A 15,877-nucleotide genomic window follows, 5' to 3' on the forward strand; every position below is an offset into this window, starting at 1 on the left:
CTCCTCCGGAGTTGTTTTCAAGTCGGCACGAGGCCGCGGATTTCATTAAGCAATGTGTCGGGCAGGGTTATGCCGTGCTTCATCGCGGCCTCGCGGCGGGCGCGCATCCGGTCGCCGGGAACGGTGAAAGGATCTGCGGGATCGGCTGAGCGCGACGCGCGCAAGCTATCGAGGTAGGCCGCAAGAGCTGTGCCGTTGCCGCCCATTGACGCCGGGTCGATCAGCACGATCACGTCGCCCTTATTTGCGGGATGGGTCGCGTCGAGCGTGCCGCGCACGTCGGGTGCGAAGGCTGATCCGGCGAGCGTGGCCACCAGCAGTTCGACCGCAAGGCCCAACCCATAGCCCTTGGCATCTCCGAACGGCGCGATCGCGCCATCTTTCGCAGCCACGGGGTCGGTGGTCCCATGACCTTGCGCGTCCACTGCCCAGCCTTTGGGAATCTGCGTGCCGGTTAGGGCATGGTGGTGGATCTTTCCCATGGAAACGAGGCTGGTGGCGAGGTCGAGAATGAAAGGTGTGTCGTCGGTTGGGATGCCGATTGCGATAGGATTGGTGCCCAGCATCGGCTCCGTCCCGCCAAAGGGGTGAACCAGCGCCTCGCTGGTCGTGAGAAACAGCCCGATCCGACCCAACGCCACTGCGGCCTCGGCATAATAGGCCAGCATGCCGATGTGGTTCGCGTTGCGGATCGCCGCGATGGCAACACCCTCCTGGCGCACGCGCAGCTCCAGCAGGTTCAGTGTTTCCGTCATGACAATGGGGCCAAGCCCCTGTTCGCCGTCAACCTTCAGAACAGCCGGGCGCACCCATTCCGCGCGGCCCTTGGCTCTGGGGTGCGCGAACCCTTCCTGAAGCCGTTTAACCAGACGGGGAAGGCGCTGAAACCCGTGTGAGGGCAGCCCGCGCAGCTCCGCTTCGATCAGCAGATCGGTCTGCAACCACGCGCTGGCTTCGGGAACCTTCTGGGATTCCAGAGTTTTGCAGGAAAGTTGCCGAAGTTCCTCGATTGAAGGGTGCACTGGATAAAGCCTTATCGTATCGTATCGTATCGTATATGATATTGTATTTGACATTCGATAGGGTATCGATATTAACCTTGTCAAGGACGCAGGTGGGAGGGCGACAGATGGCGATTTCGGTAGAGCGCACAGGTGAGGGCGGCATTGTACGGCCGACCAGCATTTCCGATGGTGTGCATCAGCGCATCTATGAAAAGCTAATGTCGTTAGAGATTTCGCCTGGCGCGCGGATTCCGATCGACGGGTTGGCGCGTGAGCTGAACGTTTCGCAGACGCCGGTGCGAGATGCGCTGAATCGACTGGAGCAGGAGGGGCTGGTGCGAAAGGCCCATCTGGTTGGCTATTCCGCAGCGCCGCAGCTGACCCACAAGGAATTCGAGGATCTCTACAACTTTCGCCTGATGATTGAGCCGGAAAGCGCGCGGCAGGCCTGCCGGAAACTTACGTCAGAGTCGCTGACGCGTCTGGAGCTGGCTGCTGGCGATATGGAAAAGGACGAGCAGCCTGCTTACCGCAACAGTCGCTATTCACGCTTTGCCCGCGCGGACGCGCATTTTCACGACGAAATTCTGAAGATCGCCGCGAATGAAATCGTCCGGCAAGCACTGGCAGATCAACATGTGCATCTGCACATCTTTCGCCTGATGTTCCATAGCCGGGTTACGCGGGAAGCTCTGGAAGAGCATGAGCGCCTCATCGCGGCGTTTCGTGCGGGCGATGCTGACGCTGCCTACAACGCCATGCATGACCACATCAGCCGGTCGCGGGACCGGCTTGAGGCAGCGTTCGAATGAGTCTCACGTTGACAAAATCCGCCCCGGTCAGCACCGCGGCACCGGCGCTGACCGCCCGCGGCTTGTCCAAGTGCTACGGGCAGATCGAAGTCTTGCGGGACATCACGCTGGATATTCGCCCCGGCGAGGTCCACGCGATCATCGGCGAGAACGGGGCGGGCAAGTCGACGCTGATGAAACTGCTGTCGGGCCACGCCACACCGACCGGCGGCCAGCTTTTCATGGACGGCAAGAAAGTAAACTTCGCGGATGCGGTGCAGGCAGAGGCCGCGGGGATCGTGCTGGTTCATCAGGAAATATTGTTGGCCGCGGACCTTACCGTCGCACAGAACCTGTTTTTGGGGCGCGAGTTGTCACGTGGGTTCATGGTGGATGACCGCGCGATGAACCGACGCACTGCCGAGGTCCTGGCACAGGTTGGATCGACTGCACGGCCAACGGACAGGGTCGGAGACCAGCCGCTGGCGCAACGGCAGCTGTTCCAGATCGCCCGCGCGCTGCTGGACGATCGCAAGGTGGTCATCCTGGATGAACCGACCGCGATGCTGGCCAATGACGAGGTGGACGCGTTGCTGCGGATCGTCCGTGACCTGCGCGATCAGGGTGTCGCCATTCTGTATATTTCGCACCGACTGGAAGAGGTTGAAACACTTGCCGACCGCGTCACCATCCTGCGCGACGGTGACATGATTGGGACGTGGAACGTCAGCGAGTTGAGCCAGCGTCAGATGGCTGAGCAAATGGTCGGGCGCAAGCTGGATATGCTCTACCCGCCCAAACGCGGCACCTCGAAGGACGCGCCGATTCTTGATGTCACTGCGTTGTCGGTGGATGGCGGCAAATTTGTTGGATCTTTGGTGGTGCGCCCGGGCGAGGTTCTGGGGATCGGCGGCATGATCGGCGCGGGCCGAACGGAGTTTTTCGAAGGGCTGATGGGGCTGCGCACAGCACAGGCCGACAAGATCGTGCTGAACGGCGAAAGCATCACCTCGCCCAATGTGAAGCGGATGATGGCGGCAGGGCTCGTTTACCTGACTGAGGATCGCAAGGGGAAGGGGCTGCTGCTGAACGACAGGCTGGGCCCCAACCTGACGCTTCAGGCGCTGGATGCGATCAATCCGGGATTTCAGCTTAACCGCAAGGGCGAGGCCAGCGCGCTTGACGTTGCGGTCGAGGAATACGACATCCGCGTGCGGTCGCTGGGGATCGAGGCGGGCAAGTTGTCGGGCGGCAATCAGCAGAAACTGCTGCTGGCCAAGGTGATGATGGCCGATCCTTCAGTCGTGATCATCGACGAGCCGACCCGCGGCATCGACATCGGCAATAAGAGCCAGATTTACAAATTTATCGACGATCTCGTGCGCGCCGGCAGGGCTTGCGTCGTGATTTCGTCCGAGTTGCCAGAACTGGTTGGTCTTGCCGATCGGGTGCTGGTCATGCGCGGCGGGCGGTTTGTGGCCGAGCTGGAGGGCGCAGAGATCACCGAGCAGAACGTCGTCTATGCCGCCGCCAGCAACCGCAAGACAGCTGAAGGGAGGACAGGCACATGAGCAGTATTGAGATCAAGGCCACGCCGGAGCGCGAGGGCATCAGCATCCCATGGGGCAGTCTTGCACCATTCATCGCGCTGGCTGCGATTGTTGTGCTGGGGGCGTTGATCAATTCTAATTTCCTGGCCGCCAACAACCTGTTGAACGTTATCACGCGCAGCGCCTTTATCGCGATCATCGGGGTCGGGGCCACCTTCGTCATTGCGACTGGCGGGCTTGACCTGTCGGTCGGGTCGATGATGGCTTTCGTGACTGGCATCATGATCCTGACGATGAACGGTCTGACGCCATCGCTTGGACCTTGGGCGATCCTCGCGGGGGCGGGGGTGGCGCTGGTTGTGGGTGCGCTGTGCGGTCTGCTGAACGGGCTGATCATAACGGTCGGACGGATCGAACCCTTTATCGTGACGCTGGGCACCATGGGCATTTTCCGCGCCTTTATCACCTTTATGTCGGACGGCGGGTCGCTGTCGATCGACCGCAGCCTGCGCGAAGCCTACCGCCCCGTCTATTTCGGTGATTTCCTTGGCGTCCCGTATCCTGTGCTGATCACCCTTTGCGTTGTTCTGATCGGTGCGTTTCTTTTGTACCGCACAAAATACGGTCGCCGTGTCACCGCCGTGGGGTCCAACGCCGATGTGGCGCAGTTTTCCGGCGTGCATGTGGGGGGGGTCCGAACGATGGCCTTTGTCATCCAGGGTATCTGCGTCGCCGTGGCCGCCATCTGCTACGTACCGCGCCTTGGGGCGGCGACGCCCACGACCGGGCAGCTTTGGGAGCTTCAGGTCATTACCGCAGTCGTCATCGGGGGCACTCTTCTGCGCGGCGGCAAGGCCCGCGTCTGGGGCACCGTCGCCGGCGCACTCATTCTCGAGATCATCGCCAACGTCATGGTCCTGTCGGACATGGTCTCGGAATACCTTGTGGCCGCAGTGCAGGGCACGATCATCATCATCGCCATGCTTGCGCACCGCTTTACAAGCGCCCGCTGAAAAGGGCGCGAAAACTTTCGCAACGGAGGAGAAAACTATGACAACTTTCAACCAAGGCGCACGTATCCTGTCCGCCACGCTGGTCGCAGGCGCGCTGACAACCGCCCCCGCGCTGGCGCAGGACAAGGAATTCACCATCGCCGTGTCGATCCCGGCAGCCACTCATGGCTGGACCGGGGGCGTGGTCTATCACGCCGAGCGTGCCGAGAAGGAGATCGAAGCCGCTTACCCCAATATCGACGTGATTGTGTCGACCGCGTCCTCGGCAACCGCGCAGGTATCGTCGCTCGAGGATCTGTCGGCCACGAACGAGCTGGACGCGCTGGTGATCCTTCCCTTCACGTCCGAAGAGCTGACTGGTCCTGTTGAGCAGGTTGCTTCGAACGGGACCTTCATCACGGTCGTAGATCGGGGTCTCGCCGATCCGTCGATCCAGGACCTCTATGTTGCAGGTGACAATATCGCTGTTGGCGCCAACACCGCCGACTGGCTGGTCGACAAGCTGGGCGGCGAGGGCGAGATCGTCGTCCTGCGCGGCATCCCCACCGTCATTGACGATGAGCGGATCCAAGGCTTCACCGAGGTGATAGACAAGAGCAACATCAAGATCCTCGACATCCAGTACGCCAACTGGAACCAAGACGAGGCCTTTACCCTAATGCAGGATTACCTTGGCAAATATCCCAACATCGACGCCGTCTGGGCCAACGATGACGACATGTTGTTGGGTGTTCTGGAAGCGGTTGATCAAGCCGGACGTGACGACATTAAGTTCGCCCTTGGCGGCAACGGTATGAAGCAGGTGATTGAGATGGTCATGGCGGGCGACGAGCGGACTCCGATCTCGACCCCTTATCCGCCGTCCATGATCGCCTCAGCTATCTATATGACCGCCGCGCAGTTCACCGGACAGGCTCCGATGCGCGGATCGTTCAAGTTGGACGCGCCGCTGATCACGCCCCAGAACGCGGATCAATTCTACTTTCCCGACTCGCCGTTCTAAGGTGCAGTCCATCGGTCCAGCCGCATCAACACGCGGCTGGGCTTTTCCTATCAACCTATTCGGAGACCTATAATGCCAGGCAAGAAAATCCTCATGCTTTGCGGTGAATTCACCGAGGAGTACGAAATTTACGTCTACCAGCAGGGGATGGAAGCGGTGGGCCACACCGTGCACGTCGTCTGCCCGGACAAGAGCGCAGGCGACACGATCGCCACGTCCCTGCACGACTTCGAAGGCCACCAGACATATACCGAGAAACCGGGCCACAACGCGGAGATCAACAAGACCTTTTCTGAAGCCGAGGCCGAGCTGGACAGCTATGATGCGGTCTATGCCGCCGGTGGTCGCGGTCCGGAGTACATCCGCACCGATCCGCGCATTCAGAAGATGGTGAAGCACTTTCATGACGAGAAAAAGCCGATCTTCACAATTTGCCACGGTGTACAGATCCTGATGGCCGTACCGGGAGTGCTGAAGGGCAAGACCGTTGCTGGTCTCGGTGCCTGCGCGCCCGAGGTGACTGCAGTGGGCGGCATCTATTACGACGCGGACCCAAAAGAAGCCTATGTGGACGGTACCATGGTTTCGGCCAAAGGCTGGACTGCGTTGGCCGCTTTTATGCGCGAATGTCTGAAGGTACTTGGAACGGAAATCCGGCATACTTGATTTCAGCAGATCTAATGAAAAAGATCAGCCGCGCCCGTTTGCGGCTGATCTTTTATGCGCGTTGTAGCGAGCCTTTGACAAAATATCGTACTGATCGCCGATCACAATGAAAACTGGCAGAAGATATCGCCAAGATGCGTGTGTCGATCACCACACCTATTGGTGTCGCTCTTTTGGGGTTGGCCGAAGCGGCCAATTTTTTATTGGGACACGCCGCAACACCAGCGGCGCATGTTGGCGGTCCTCAGGGTTAATCACCCAGCTATCGGAGATTGAAGCTGGGCTTCGGTCTGGAAACGTTCGATGGAAACCACTCTGGCAATTTTCATCAACCACGTGCCGTACGCCGGATGATCGAACGACAAGCCGTGCCCCTGCGCGACGACATGCTGCAAAAAGAGAGATGACGTTCAAGCCGCGCCCAACGCCCAGCCCGTATATGGCAGGTTCTCGCGGAATCGGAGCAAGGTTTCGTAAAGAAATCTCGGATCCCCTATATATAGCGCAACCCCTGGTGGCTTTTCCGTCAATTGTCCGGTGACGACATTGACCACTATTTCGTAGAGAGAGGGCTTTAGTTCACAATAAGCTCCGCTGGGTTAGCCCTCTGATGCTCCTATGTTTGTCAATGAGCATTGATGGGGTATTTGGCAGCGGAAGTTCACGATAGATTTCGCGAACGATGTAGCGTTTTAGTCCGCCCTGAACAACATCCAAGCCGTCGATAGTGAATGATTAAGAGGTGATTTCGGTAGCCTTTTCTGCAGCGTTTCATAATATCGCGTTGAAAACCCTGCAAATTGGTCTGGCCATGAAGCACCGTAATCGCACCCGTGAACAAGAAGATCTGCTGCGCCCGCGCCTCGTGGATCTGATCGACATGCGTCATGAGCTGGTAAAACTGGCTGCGCTGATCGACTGGGAGTTCTTTGATCAAGAATGGGCCGGGTTCTTTCCGTCGACAACGGGGCGGCCTGCCACGCCACCGCGACTGGTGGCCGGTCTGATGTACCTGCAACATCTGCATCGGTTGTCCGATGAGGCCGTGGTCGATCGCTGGGTTGAGAACCCGTACTTCCAACACTTCACTGGAGAAACCTTCTTCCAACACCGTGCTCCGATCCATCCGTCTTCCTTGAGCCGCTGGCGCGACCGGATCGGAGATGAGGGGGCCGAATGGCTGCTGACCAAGACGATCGAGGCAGGCCGCGCCGGTGGCGTCGTAAAGGATGAAAGTCTGTCGCAGGTCTCCATCGATACCACCGTTATGGAAAAGAACATCGCCTATCCGACCGATGCTCGCCTCTTTGAGAAAGCCCGCGCCAGGATCGTCGCCCTGGCCCAGGAGGCCGGGATCAAGCTGCGCCAAACCTATGCGCGCAAGGCGCCCTCTCTGGCTGCTCAGGTCGGGCGGTATGCACATGCGCGACAGTTCAAGCGTATGCGCAAAGCCTTGAGGACATTGAAGGGATACACTGGCCGTGTGATGCGTGATCTGCGTCGGCAACTCGGTCTGATACCGGCCGGCGCATTGCGCGAAACTGTCCTCGACACCTTGGTCCTGGTCTCGCGGCTGCTGCACCAGCCCGCAAAGGGCAGCGGTAAAATCTATGCCCTGCATGAACCTGACGTCGACTGCATCTCCAAGGGCAAGGCCCGGGTCCGGTACGAATTTGGCACCAAGGTCAGTATTGCCACGACGATCAAGGAAGGCTTCGTGGTGGGCATGCGTGCGCTGCCCGGCAACCCTTATGACGGGCACACGCTGTCAGAAGCTTTGGAGCAGGTGGAAATCCTGACGGATCAGCGTCCGGCACTGGCCGTTGTCGATCGCGGCTATCGTGGCCACGGTGTGGAAAAGACCCGTGTTCTGATCTCAGGTTCCAGGCGCGGCCTGACGCCCACACTGAAAAAGCTTCTCCGACGACGCAGCGCCATAGAACCCGAGATCGGACACATGAAGACCGACGGACGCCTGGCAAGATGCCCCCTCAAGGGCCTGCGCGGTGATGCCATCTTCGCCGTCCTGTGCGGTTGCGGCCACAATATCCGAAAGATCCTGAACCACCTGAGGTCTCTTTTTGCCTATCTGCTCGCAGAAATCCTCACCGCCATGCAAACAACGAGGGGCATCATCGCCGGAAATCAGGGTTCATATATAGCCGCTGCAGCCTGAATCACGTTGTTCAGGGTCGACGTTTTAGGCAGCGTGTGATCACTCGTTTGCTTTTGCCTTGAGCGGTGCGTTTGATGACAGCATATTCGGGGGCGGCAATGCCCTATTCGCGACAATAGATTTTACCCTCTTGAACAATGCTTGATATAAAACAATCATGTGATGTCGAAATCAGTTTCGACATTTAGGGAGGAACTCATGAACAAAATCAGTCTCGCGCTTTGCGCGCTCGTTGCCGCTACCCCCATGGCGCTTCATGCGCAGGAGGTCACGTTACGGCTGTCACATTGGATCCCCGCCGGGATCGCGCCCGCCGCCGAAGGGATTGAGCCCTGGGCTAAGGCAGTGGAGGCCGCGTCCGACGGGCGCATCGAGATCAAGATTTTCCCGGCGCAGCAAATGGGCAAAGCCCCGGATCATTATGACATGGCCGCACAGGGTATCGTTGATATGGCGTGGGTTAACCCCGGATACACCGCCGGGCGGTTCCCAATCTACGCGCTGACCGAAGTGCCCTTTATGGTCAGCGATTCCGTGCGTGGCGCGAAGGCGATCCACGAATGGTACGCGGAATTCGGCGCCCCTGCGGAAATGCCGGATGTGAAGCTGTGCTTTATCCATCCGCACGCACCGGGCGCGCTGCATTCCAAGGTCAAGATCACCAAGCCCGAAGAGATTAGCGGCAAAACCATCCGGCCTGCACATGCCACGATGGCACGGTTTGTCAGCCTTCTGGGCGGGGCACCCGTGCAGGTTCCCGCCCCCGAAGTCCGCGAAGCGCTGTCGCGCGGTGTGGCGGAGGCCGTGACCTTCCCTTGGGGGTCGATGTATGACTTCAAGCTAACGGACGAAGTGCAGCAGCACCTCGATATGCCGTTCTACATGTCCGCGCAGACGCTGCTAATAAACCCTGCCAGCTATGATGCGCTGTCGGATGAGAACAAGGCGGTCATTGACGCACACTGTACGCCTGAGCAATCCAGCGTCGTGGCGCAGGGCTGGTTCGACGACGACATGGCTGCGCGTGAGAAGCTGATTGCGGACCCTGAACAGGTGCTCAACGTCCCGACGGACGAAGAGATCGCCGCATGGCGAGCCGCCGCTGAGCCACTGATTGCCGAGTGGCGCGAAGCCGTCGCCGCGAAGGGTGGCGACGCGGATGCCATCTATGACGGCTACATCAAAGCACTGGAAGCGAACGACGCGCGGTACTGATCGCACGGAGTTTTGAACCGGACCCTGCGCGGCCCTTTTCGGCGGCGCAGGCGCCTCTTGATGCCTTCTCTCGGTAAGCGTGGTCCATCATGCAAAATGACAGACGCGGCGGCACGGTCGTCGTCAGGATAATCCATTACATCGAACGTATCGCGGCCATTCTGCTTGGTTTGGTGACGGTGTCGATCGTGATCTCGGCAGTGGGGCGTTATGGCTTTGCAAGCCCTGTGCCTGACGCCTTTGATCTGTCACGGCTGGTGCTTGGCGTGGCGATTGCCTGGGGGATTGCGAGCCTTGGCTTTCACGGCAACCACATCAAGGTCGACTTGCTGGCACATATGCTCAAGGGCGGTATGCGCAAGGCAATCAATTTGTTTGCGTGGACTGTTCTGCTGGTCTTTACCTGCCTGCTGAGCTGGAAGATTTTTGAGCGGTTGCAAAGTAGTATAGCCAACGGCGACGCCACCATGGAGACACGCTTTCCGCATTGGCCGTTCATCCTGGCCATCTGGCTGGGGTTGGTCGCGGCGCTGTTTACCACCACCGTGCGGCTGTGGCTGGTCGCGCGGCATGACGCGGACCTTGGCGAATTCGACAGCGTCGAGGACTTGATTAAACATAGTGGGCCGACACCATGAGCAATGACGTAATCGCGATCGGCGGCTTTGCTGCCCTGTTGCTGCTTATGCTTCTGCGGGTGCCGATCGGCATCGCCATGGGGATTATCGGCATTGGCGGTTTTGGCATGGTCGTGGGTGCGGGCCCGGCGCTGAACCTGCTGGCGCAATCCCCAATCAGCACGATTACCGATTTTAACCTGACGTTGATTCCGTTCTTCGTGCTGATGGGGGTGCTGGCCACCAATTCGGGCATGTCCACCGAACTTTTCCGCGCGGGGCGTGCATGGTTGGGGGGCCTGCGCGGTGGGCTTGGCATGGCGACCATCGGAGCCTGCGCGGGCTTTGCAGCGATTTGCGGATCGTCCGTCGCCACGGCTGCCACGATGACCAAGATTGCCCATCCCGAGATGCGCAATGCGGGTTACCCGGACGACGCATCGACCGGCATTATCGCGGCGGGCGGCACGCTGGGCATCCTGATCCCGCCATCAATCGTCCTGGCCATCTACGGCTTCATCACTGAACAGGATATCGGCGTTTTGTTCATCGCGGGCATCGTGCCGGGGATTTTGGCGATAGTCATGTATATGCTAACCGTGCGCATCTGGTATGGTCGCGCCCTGCCCGCAGGCGAGCGTTTTTCGGCGATGGAGGCGATCAAATCTTTACGTGGCATCTGGGCAGTCTGTCTGTTGTTCATCGCCGTGATCGTGTCGATCTATTTTGGTATCGTCACCGCCACTGAGGCCGCGGCGGCGGGTGCTTTTCTGACCGCTGTCATCGGTATGGCGCGCGGACGGTTGTCAATCTCTGGCTTGCTCGACAGCCTGGTGGAGGCCCTGCGCACCTCTGTGGCGATATATGTAATCCTCATCGGGGCGACGCTGTTCGGCTATTTCCTTGCCGTCACGCAGGTGCCGCAGGAACTGACGCAATATTTGCTGGACCTGGGCTTTGGCCGCTATGGTACGCTGTTGCTTATCATGTTGATGTTCTTTGTCATGGGCTGTTTTCTGGACGCCATGGCGATGATTATCCTGATGGTACCGATCGTCTTTCCGGTGATCCTTGAGCTTGGTTTCGATCCGATCTGGTTCGGGGTTATCATCGTCATGACGGTTGAACTGGGTCTTATCACCCCGCCGGTCGGCATGAACGTCTTTGTAATCAATTCGGTCGCGCGCGACGTGGCTTTGCCACGAATCTTCAAGGGGGTGCTGCCGTTTGTCGTGGTCGACTTATTGCGATTGTTGTTGCTCATCGCCTTCCCTGCCATCGTTTTGGCACTGCCGTCGGGGATGATGTGACATGCGCTGCGCAACGCAGTGTACCTCCGACGCAGCTGTACCCGAGAGCCTTCTGGGCCTCGTGTCCTACCGGATACGCTTTTTGTAAATCTCGGCCTACAAGAGCTTTGACATAGGGAAAAGGAGGGACCCTCCAAAATGTGGAGGGCCACTTTTTCGCTTAGCCGGTCCTGTCGATCGGATCGAAATTTTCGTATGCCCGGTGGCGACCCATAAGCACGACGTTGTCTCCATCATGATCGGCAGCGACATCATTGATTGTCCCGCGTGACATTTTACCCTCGCGGGCCTCACGGAGTTGTCGCAAGCGGCGCTCATTGCGCTTGCGCTCGTTCAGAGCGAGCCGCTCGAAAATCTGCCCCCGGCGTTCTAACATCGCCGCAGTCTTGACCTTGATGTCATCATCCAGATCGAACAAATCCGACTGGCTCTCAAGCTTGTCGAGAACCGTTACGATCTGTCGGATCAGATCCGTTGGCAGATCAGCTCGCTGCGCTTTGCTCAATTTGCGTGAGATGTTGCGGGGCGTTGGAACTTCGCCGCGTTCACTCATCCCCTCATGAATCTCGACGACGCGTTGAACTTGACCCGCACCCGCCTGATTGTAGTCCTGAATAATCTTCAGCGCGGACTGCATGTGATAGTCGGCGAACTTCGTGGCCAAAATCGTTGTTTCAAGGTCGATGGGATGGCGGGCTTTGCCAAGCAGAAACTGCAGAACCAACAGATAACGCATGATCGAAAACCCGATGCGTCGCACGAATGAATCCGGCAGGCCGCTTTTGCCCACGGTATTGCGAAGTTCACTCCACCAGTTCTCGAGATACGGTATTACGTCATCGTTGAGGGTATAAGCCCCGAATGCGTTTGGCTGGTGGCATAAGGCGTCCCATGAGGCTTTGAGTCGTGTGCGGGACTCTTCGACCCCATCGTAGGCGAAGTACAGGAAATGGTCGTACATGCTCGTGTCGGTCCGTTTAGAGGCCAACGCGTAGTTGAACCGTTGGCAAAATCCGTCGAACATACTCGACGCATCGATGTCGTTTTTCCATGTTGAAAATACCGAGAGGCCCAAGAAGGTGAAATGAGGGTTTTCGACCGTTAGCTTCTGCTTTTCGCCTTTTAATCGGTTACCGATCTCCTGATAAGAATAGGCGTTGAGCATCCACGGCTTCAGTCTTGCCCAATGCTTCTGGTGTAGGATCGCGTTGACGCGCTTGCCAACCTCATCCTGAAACCAAAATGATCCATTGTGCTCTTCGATCTCAATTATCCACTGTGCATCGGACCCAGCGTCGGGCAGCATTTTTACCGGGGCGGCGTCGCCGTCGGAGAAAACCTCGGTGATCTCGTCGGAAGCCAAAGTCTTAGCACTTCCAGACTCCGCCAGGCAGATCGACCAGAGTGTGGGCAAGATCCGCCCAATCCCGTGCACCTCCAAGTAGGCACCGGATTGGGTGAGCCGAGATGCCGCCAGCATGATGGTATGCATGATCGGCAGGGCATAAGAGATGTCAGATTTCTGGAAGTGGCGCGCTACCATTCTGAGCAGGCTGCCCTCTGGTGCCAAAGACAAGATGTCGAAGTCCCGGTCAGGGACCTTGGCTGCGAACATTTGCACGAGGTCCTGGATTTCTGCCTGTGTCAGCAGTCGGCTTCCCTTACCCGTGCGCACACGCATTTCGGACATGACGACGTGTTCCGCCGTGGTTGATTTCAGGGTCTTTTTGGTCATGTGAGGCTCCTCAGTTTTGTGACTGAAGAGGAGATCGGACGAACTGTATTATCGCGGAAATCAAGGAAAGGCAGGAAAATTTCTGTTGCGCGGCGCAGACCGACACCTCGTCATTAGTGCATTGTTTTGTATATGAATTTTCAAGATTTAAGCGGCCGACATGGAACCGACACCAAAAGTGAGACAAAAGACCCTATCGTCAGCGGCCAGCGGACGGCAGTTGATGCGAGCCTAATCGAGGCAGACGTAAATAAGCAGAACGCGACGCCCAAAGAGGAATGGGCTGCAGCAAAGATCTTTACCGCACCGCAACAAGGGCGCAAAGCCAGACAGGAAAGGAGTGCGCGCCCACCATAAGAGCCTAAATTCTGCGCCAGAAATACGTTGATTCTCTACAGGATGGGCTTATTTTGTTGAAAAACTTTTTCTTGATTGAGGGCTGAACTGCTGATTCAATTCCTGTAATTTAGGGGAGGATCGGCGATGATGGGACCGAGGCAGGAAGCGCAACCGGCGCTGTTTTACGAGTTCTCGCTCGAGGATCACATCCCCACGGATCACTTCCTGCGATCCATCGACCGGTTTGTCGACTTGAGCAGTATCCGCGCCCATCTGGCGGAGTTCTACAGTCACACAGGCCGAGCCTCGGTCGGTCCCGAGTTGCTGATCCGAATGCTTCTGGTCGGATATTGTTTCGGCATCCGGTCAGAGCGGCGGCTCTGCGAAGAGGTTCATCTTAACCTCGGGTATCGCTGGTTTTGTCGCCTCGATCTGAGCGACCGGGTCCCGGATCACTCAACGTTTTCCAAGAACCGGCATGGGCGCTTTCGCGACAGCGAACTGCTGCGCCACCTGTTTGAGACGACTGTCGCGCGTTGCATCGCCGAAGGTCTGGTCAGCGGCCAGCGCATGGCGATTGATGCCAGCCTGATCGAAGCCGATGCCAACAAGCAGAACTCCACGCCGAAGGAAGACTGGGACGCAACGCACATCGATCCGGCTGACGCGCCCCGCGCCGTGCGCGAGTATCTCGACACGCTGGACAAGGTCGCATTTGGCGCGGCCAGCGAGGTGCAGCCCAAGTTTACCTCGCATTCTGATCCCGCCAGTCAGTGGACAGCAGCCCGTAAAGGCCCTGCTTTCTTTAGCTATTCCGACAATTATCTCATCGACACGGATCACGGTGTCATCTTGGATGTGGAACCCACCCGCTCCATCCGGCAAGCCGAGGTTGGGTCGACAAAAACCATGCTGACGCGGGTGAAAGACAAATTCGGCCTGGTCCCTGACTGGATGATCGCCGACACAGCCTATGGTTCAGGCCCAATGCTCGGCTGGCTCGTGGAACGCAAGATCGATCCTTACATCCCGGTGATCGACAAGGCCGGACGACCCGATGGGACCTGGACACGCACAGATTTCGACTGGGATGCGCAGAACGACCAATACATCTGCCCCGAGGGGCACGCGCTCAAGCAGTTCCGCCGGAATTATTCCGATCCGAACCGGGGTCCGACGGGCAAAGGCACTGCGAAGTATCGTGCGCTGAAGCTGATCTGTCAGGTTTGCCCATCCAAGCCGAAGTGCTGCCCCAATGCCGACGCCAGATCGATCACGCGTGAAGAACACGAAGATGCCCGTCAAGTTGCCAGGGATCTGGCCAAAACGGATGAATGCGCGATCGCGATGAAGCTCAGGAAGAAGGTCGAAATGCTCTTCGCTCATCTCAAACGTATTCTCGGCCTGAGCCGACTTCGATTACGTGGCCCATGCGGTGTAAATGACGAATTCCTGCTCGCCGCAACCGCCCAAAACCTCCGTAAACTGGCTAAGATCTTTCCTGCATCGCAGCAAACGCGTAAAGCCTGATAAAGAAAGGCGCTCGCGCTGAATTTCGAGCAGCTATTTCTGCAATCGCAAACGTTAGTTTTTCCACAAAATCGGCGGAATGCGGACATTCGCCGCACGAGCGAGAGAGCGCTAATGCGTCCTTGGAAGCAGACATCGCCGTTATTCCGAAGGCATTCCCGATGCTACAGCGCAGTGGGGCTGCCCCGAAGTCCCCGCGACGAATGCTGTTGGCATTGACGCCGACTTCGGCAGATAGCACCGAAGACCCGGTTTATCGTTGCGACTTCCCAGCATCCTGAGAAGAAACATCGCGCCTTACGGCAGACTGGTTTGCCACCCTTGCAGCCTGTCGCTGTGCTAAAGCAAGTCTTGATCAATCGTCGGTAATTCGCGGTTACCCCTGGTCCTTCGGATTGTCCGAGATGGTTTTGATCACGCGGCCAAGCTCACCCGCAAGCAAAGGCTTCGAAAGCATCGCCAGCGGACGGATTGCCGCCCTCTCCTCATCGGTCACCTGGTGCAGGCTACCGCTGACGATGATGCACCGAATGTCCATCTCTGCACGAAGCACCATCGCGGCATCCTGCCCACGGCTTCCATCGGCAAGCTGAAGGTCGACAATTGCAAGGTCAGGGAGGAACTCGCGTGACATCTCGATGGCCTTTGTCGCTGTTGCAGCGATGCCGACGACCTCATGCCCCAATTCATCAAGCTGCCCCTCAAGGTCCAGCGCGATGAAGATGTTGTCCTCGATCACCAGCACTTTCAGCGCAGCGGGTCTCTCATTCGGGGAAAAGGATTCGTGTCCGCCAGCCATTTGTTCTGTCTAACTCGGTTGTTCCGCTCAATTGCGATGCCATCCCCTCAATCAAACGTTGTCCGAGACCCGTCGACGGTGACTTACTCTCCAAACGATCGGCAGTCGGGCTTGTTCCGTTATCCGCAA

The 15,877-nt window shown here is 58.1% G+C and carries 13 protein-coding genes; 10 read left to right on the forward strand and 3 right to left on the reverse strand.

What is annotated here, in order from left to right; all coding sequences use genetic code 11:
- Positions 1 to 17: 17 nt before the first annotated feature.
- Positions 18 to 1,022 carry an Ldh family oxidoreductase gene (locus NTA49_RS16865; RefSeq protein WP_258295981.1) on the reverse strand — a complete coding sequence of 335 codons (1,005 nt, stop codon included), beginning with the start codon at positions 1,020 to 1,022 and terminating at the stop codon, positions 18 to 20.
- A gap of 107 nt (positions 1,023 to 1,129) precedes the next feature.
- On the opposite strand from NTA49_RS16865, the gene NTA49_RS16870 reads away from it, so the two are divergent.
- From NTA49_RS16870 to NTA49_RS16910, 9 genes are all read left to right on the forward strand, one after another.
- Positions 1,130 to 1,816 (forward strand): GntR family transcriptional regulator, encoded by a 687-nt coding sequence (locus NTA49_RS16870; RefSeq protein ID WP_258295982.1) that lies wholly within the window; start codon positions 1,130 to 1,132, stop codon positions 1,814 to 1,816.
- An 8-nt stretch (positions 1,817 to 1,824) separates the two neighbouring features.
- Positions 1,825 to 3,366, forward strand: a complete 1,542-nt coding sequence (locus tag NTA49_RS16875; RefSeq protein WP_258295983.1) for a sugar ABC transporter ATP-binding protein — start codon at positions 1,825 to 1,827, stop codon at positions 3,364 to 3,366.
- A complete protein-coding gene (locus tag NTA49_RS16880; protein WP_258295984.1) occupies positions 3,363 to 4,358 on the forward strand; it encodes an ABC transporter permease in 996 nt (331 codons plus the stop codon). The genes NTA49_RS16875 and NTA49_RS16880 overlap by 4 nt, the downstream gene beginning before the upstream one ends.
- A gap of 37 nt (positions 4,359 to 4,395) precedes the next feature.
- Positions 4,396 to 5,361: a substrate-binding domain-containing protein gene (locus NTA49_RS16885; protein WP_258295985.1), complete on the forward strand. Its 966-nt coding sequence runs from the start codon at positions 4,396 to 4,398 to the stop codon at positions 5,359 to 5,361.
- 72 nt (positions 5,362 to 5,433) lie between these two features.
- A complete protein-coding gene (locus NTA49_RS16890) occupies positions 5,434 to 6,027 on the forward strand; it encodes a DJ-1/PfpI family protein (RefSeq protein ID WP_258295986.1) in 594 nt (197 codons plus the stop codon).
- 811 nt (positions 6,028 to 6,838) lie between these two features.
- Positions 6,839 to 8,203, forward strand: coding sequence for an IS5 family transposase (locus tag NTA49_RS16895; protein WP_258295993.1), 1,365 nt, complete (start codon positions 6,839 to 6,841; stop codon positions 8,201 to 8,203).
- A gap of 198 nt (positions 8,204 to 8,401) precedes the next feature.
- A complete protein-coding gene (locus NTA49_RS16900; RefSeq protein WP_258295987.1) occupies positions 8,402 to 9,418 on the forward strand; it encodes a TRAP transporter substrate-binding protein in 1,017 nt (338 codons plus the stop codon).
- Between the two features lie 89 nt (positions 9,419 to 9,507).
- Positions 9,508 to 10,056: a TRAP transporter small permease gene (locus tag NTA49_RS16905; RefSeq protein WP_258295988.1), complete on the forward strand. Its 549-nt coding sequence runs from the start codon at positions 9,508 to 9,510 to the stop codon at positions 10,054 to 10,056.
- Positions 10,053 to 11,345, forward strand: coding sequence for a TRAP transporter large permease (locus NTA49_RS16910; RefSeq protein ID WP_258295989.1), 1,293 nt, complete (start codon positions 10,053 to 10,055; stop codon positions 11,343 to 11,345). Before NTA49_RS16905 ends, NTA49_RS16910 begins: the two co-directional genes overlap by 4 nt.
- 160 nt (positions 11,346 to 11,505) lie before the next feature.
- Here the strand turns inward: NTA49_RS16910 and NTA49_RS16915 are convergent, their stop codons facing one another.
- Positions 11,506 to 13,080 carry a hypothetical protein gene (locus tag NTA49_RS16915; RefSeq protein ID WP_258295990.1) on the reverse strand — a complete coding sequence of 525 codons (1,575 nt, stop codon included), beginning with the start codon at positions 13,078 to 13,080 and terminating at the stop codon, positions 11,506 to 11,508.
- Positions 13,081 to 13,563: 483 nt separating this feature from the next.
- Between NTA49_RS16915 and NTA49_RS16920 the strand changes: the two genes are divergently transcribed.
- Positions 13,564 to 14,949: a transposase gene (locus NTA49_RS16920; protein ID WP_258295991.1), complete on the forward strand. Its 1,386-nt coding sequence runs from the start codon at positions 13,564 to 13,566 to the stop codon at positions 14,947 to 14,949.
- Positions 14,950 to 15,325: 376 nt separating this feature from the next.
- Here NTA49_RS16920 and NTA49_RS16925 read toward each other — a convergent pair whose 3' ends face one another.
- The gene (locus tag NTA49_RS16925; RefSeq protein ID WP_258295992.1) at positions 15,326 to 15,748 is read right to left on the reverse strand and encodes a response regulator; all 423 of its coding nucleotides are present in this window, start codon (positions 15,746 to 15,748) and stop codon (positions 15,326 to 15,328) included.
- Positions 15,749 to 15,877: the final 129 nt, after the last annotated feature.

The organism is Pseudosulfitobacter koreensis (genome assembly GCF_024733015.1).
GTDB lineage: Bacteria > Pseudomonadota > Alphaproteobacteria > Rhodobacterales > Rhodobacteraceae > Pseudosulfitobacter > Pseudosulfitobacter koreensis.

What these genes read in the sequence shown, in the direction of transcription:
- NTA49_RS16880 (WP_258295984.1), top strand. Translation starts at nt 3,363, where the DNA reads ATGAGCAGTATTGAGATCAAGGCCACGCCGGAGCGCGAGGGCATCAGC.
- NTA49_RS16900 (WP_258295987.1), top strand. Translation starts at nt 8,402, where the DNA reads ATGAACAAAATCAGTCTCGCGCTTTGCGCGCTCGTTGCCGCTACCCCC.
- NTA49_RS16885 (WP_258295985.1), top strand. Translation starts at nt 4,396, where the DNA reads ATGACAACTTTCAACCAAGGCGCACGTATCCTGTCCGCCACGCTGGTC.
- NTA49_RS16895 (WP_258295993.1), top strand. Translation starts at nt 6,839, where the DNA reads ATGAAGCACCGTAATCGCACCCGTGAACAAGAAGATCTGCTGCGCCCG.
- NTA49_RS16870 (WP_258295982.1), top strand. Translation starts at nt 1,130, where the DNA reads ATGGCGATTTCGGTAGAGCGCACAGGTGAGGGCGGCATTGTACGGCCG.
- NTA49_RS16910 (WP_258295989.1), top strand. Translation starts at nt 10,053, where the DNA reads ATGAGCAATGACGTAATCGCGATCGGCGGCTTTGCTGCCCTGTTGCTG.
- NTA49_RS16915 (WP_258295990.1), bottom strand. Translation starts at nt 13,080, where the DNA reads ATGACCAAAAAGACCCTGAAATCAACCACGGCGGAACACGTCGTCATG.
- NTA49_RS16920 (WP_258295991.1), top strand. Translation starts at nt 13,564, where the DNA reads ATGATGGGACCGAGGCAGGAAGCGCAACCGGCGCTGTTTTACGAGTTC.
- NTA49_RS16925 (WP_258295992.1), bottom strand. Translation starts at nt 15,748, where the DNA reads ATGGCTGGCGGACACGAATCCTTTTCCCCGAATGAGAGACCCGCTGCG.
- NTA49_RS16890 (WP_258295986.1), top strand. Translation starts at nt 5,434, where the DNA reads ATGCCAGGCAAGAAAATCCTCATGCTTTGCGGTGAATTCACCGAGGAG.
- NTA49_RS16905 (WP_258295988.1), top strand. Translation starts at nt 9,508, where the DNA reads ATGCAAAATGACAGACGCGGCGGCACGGTCGTCGTCAGGATAATCCAT.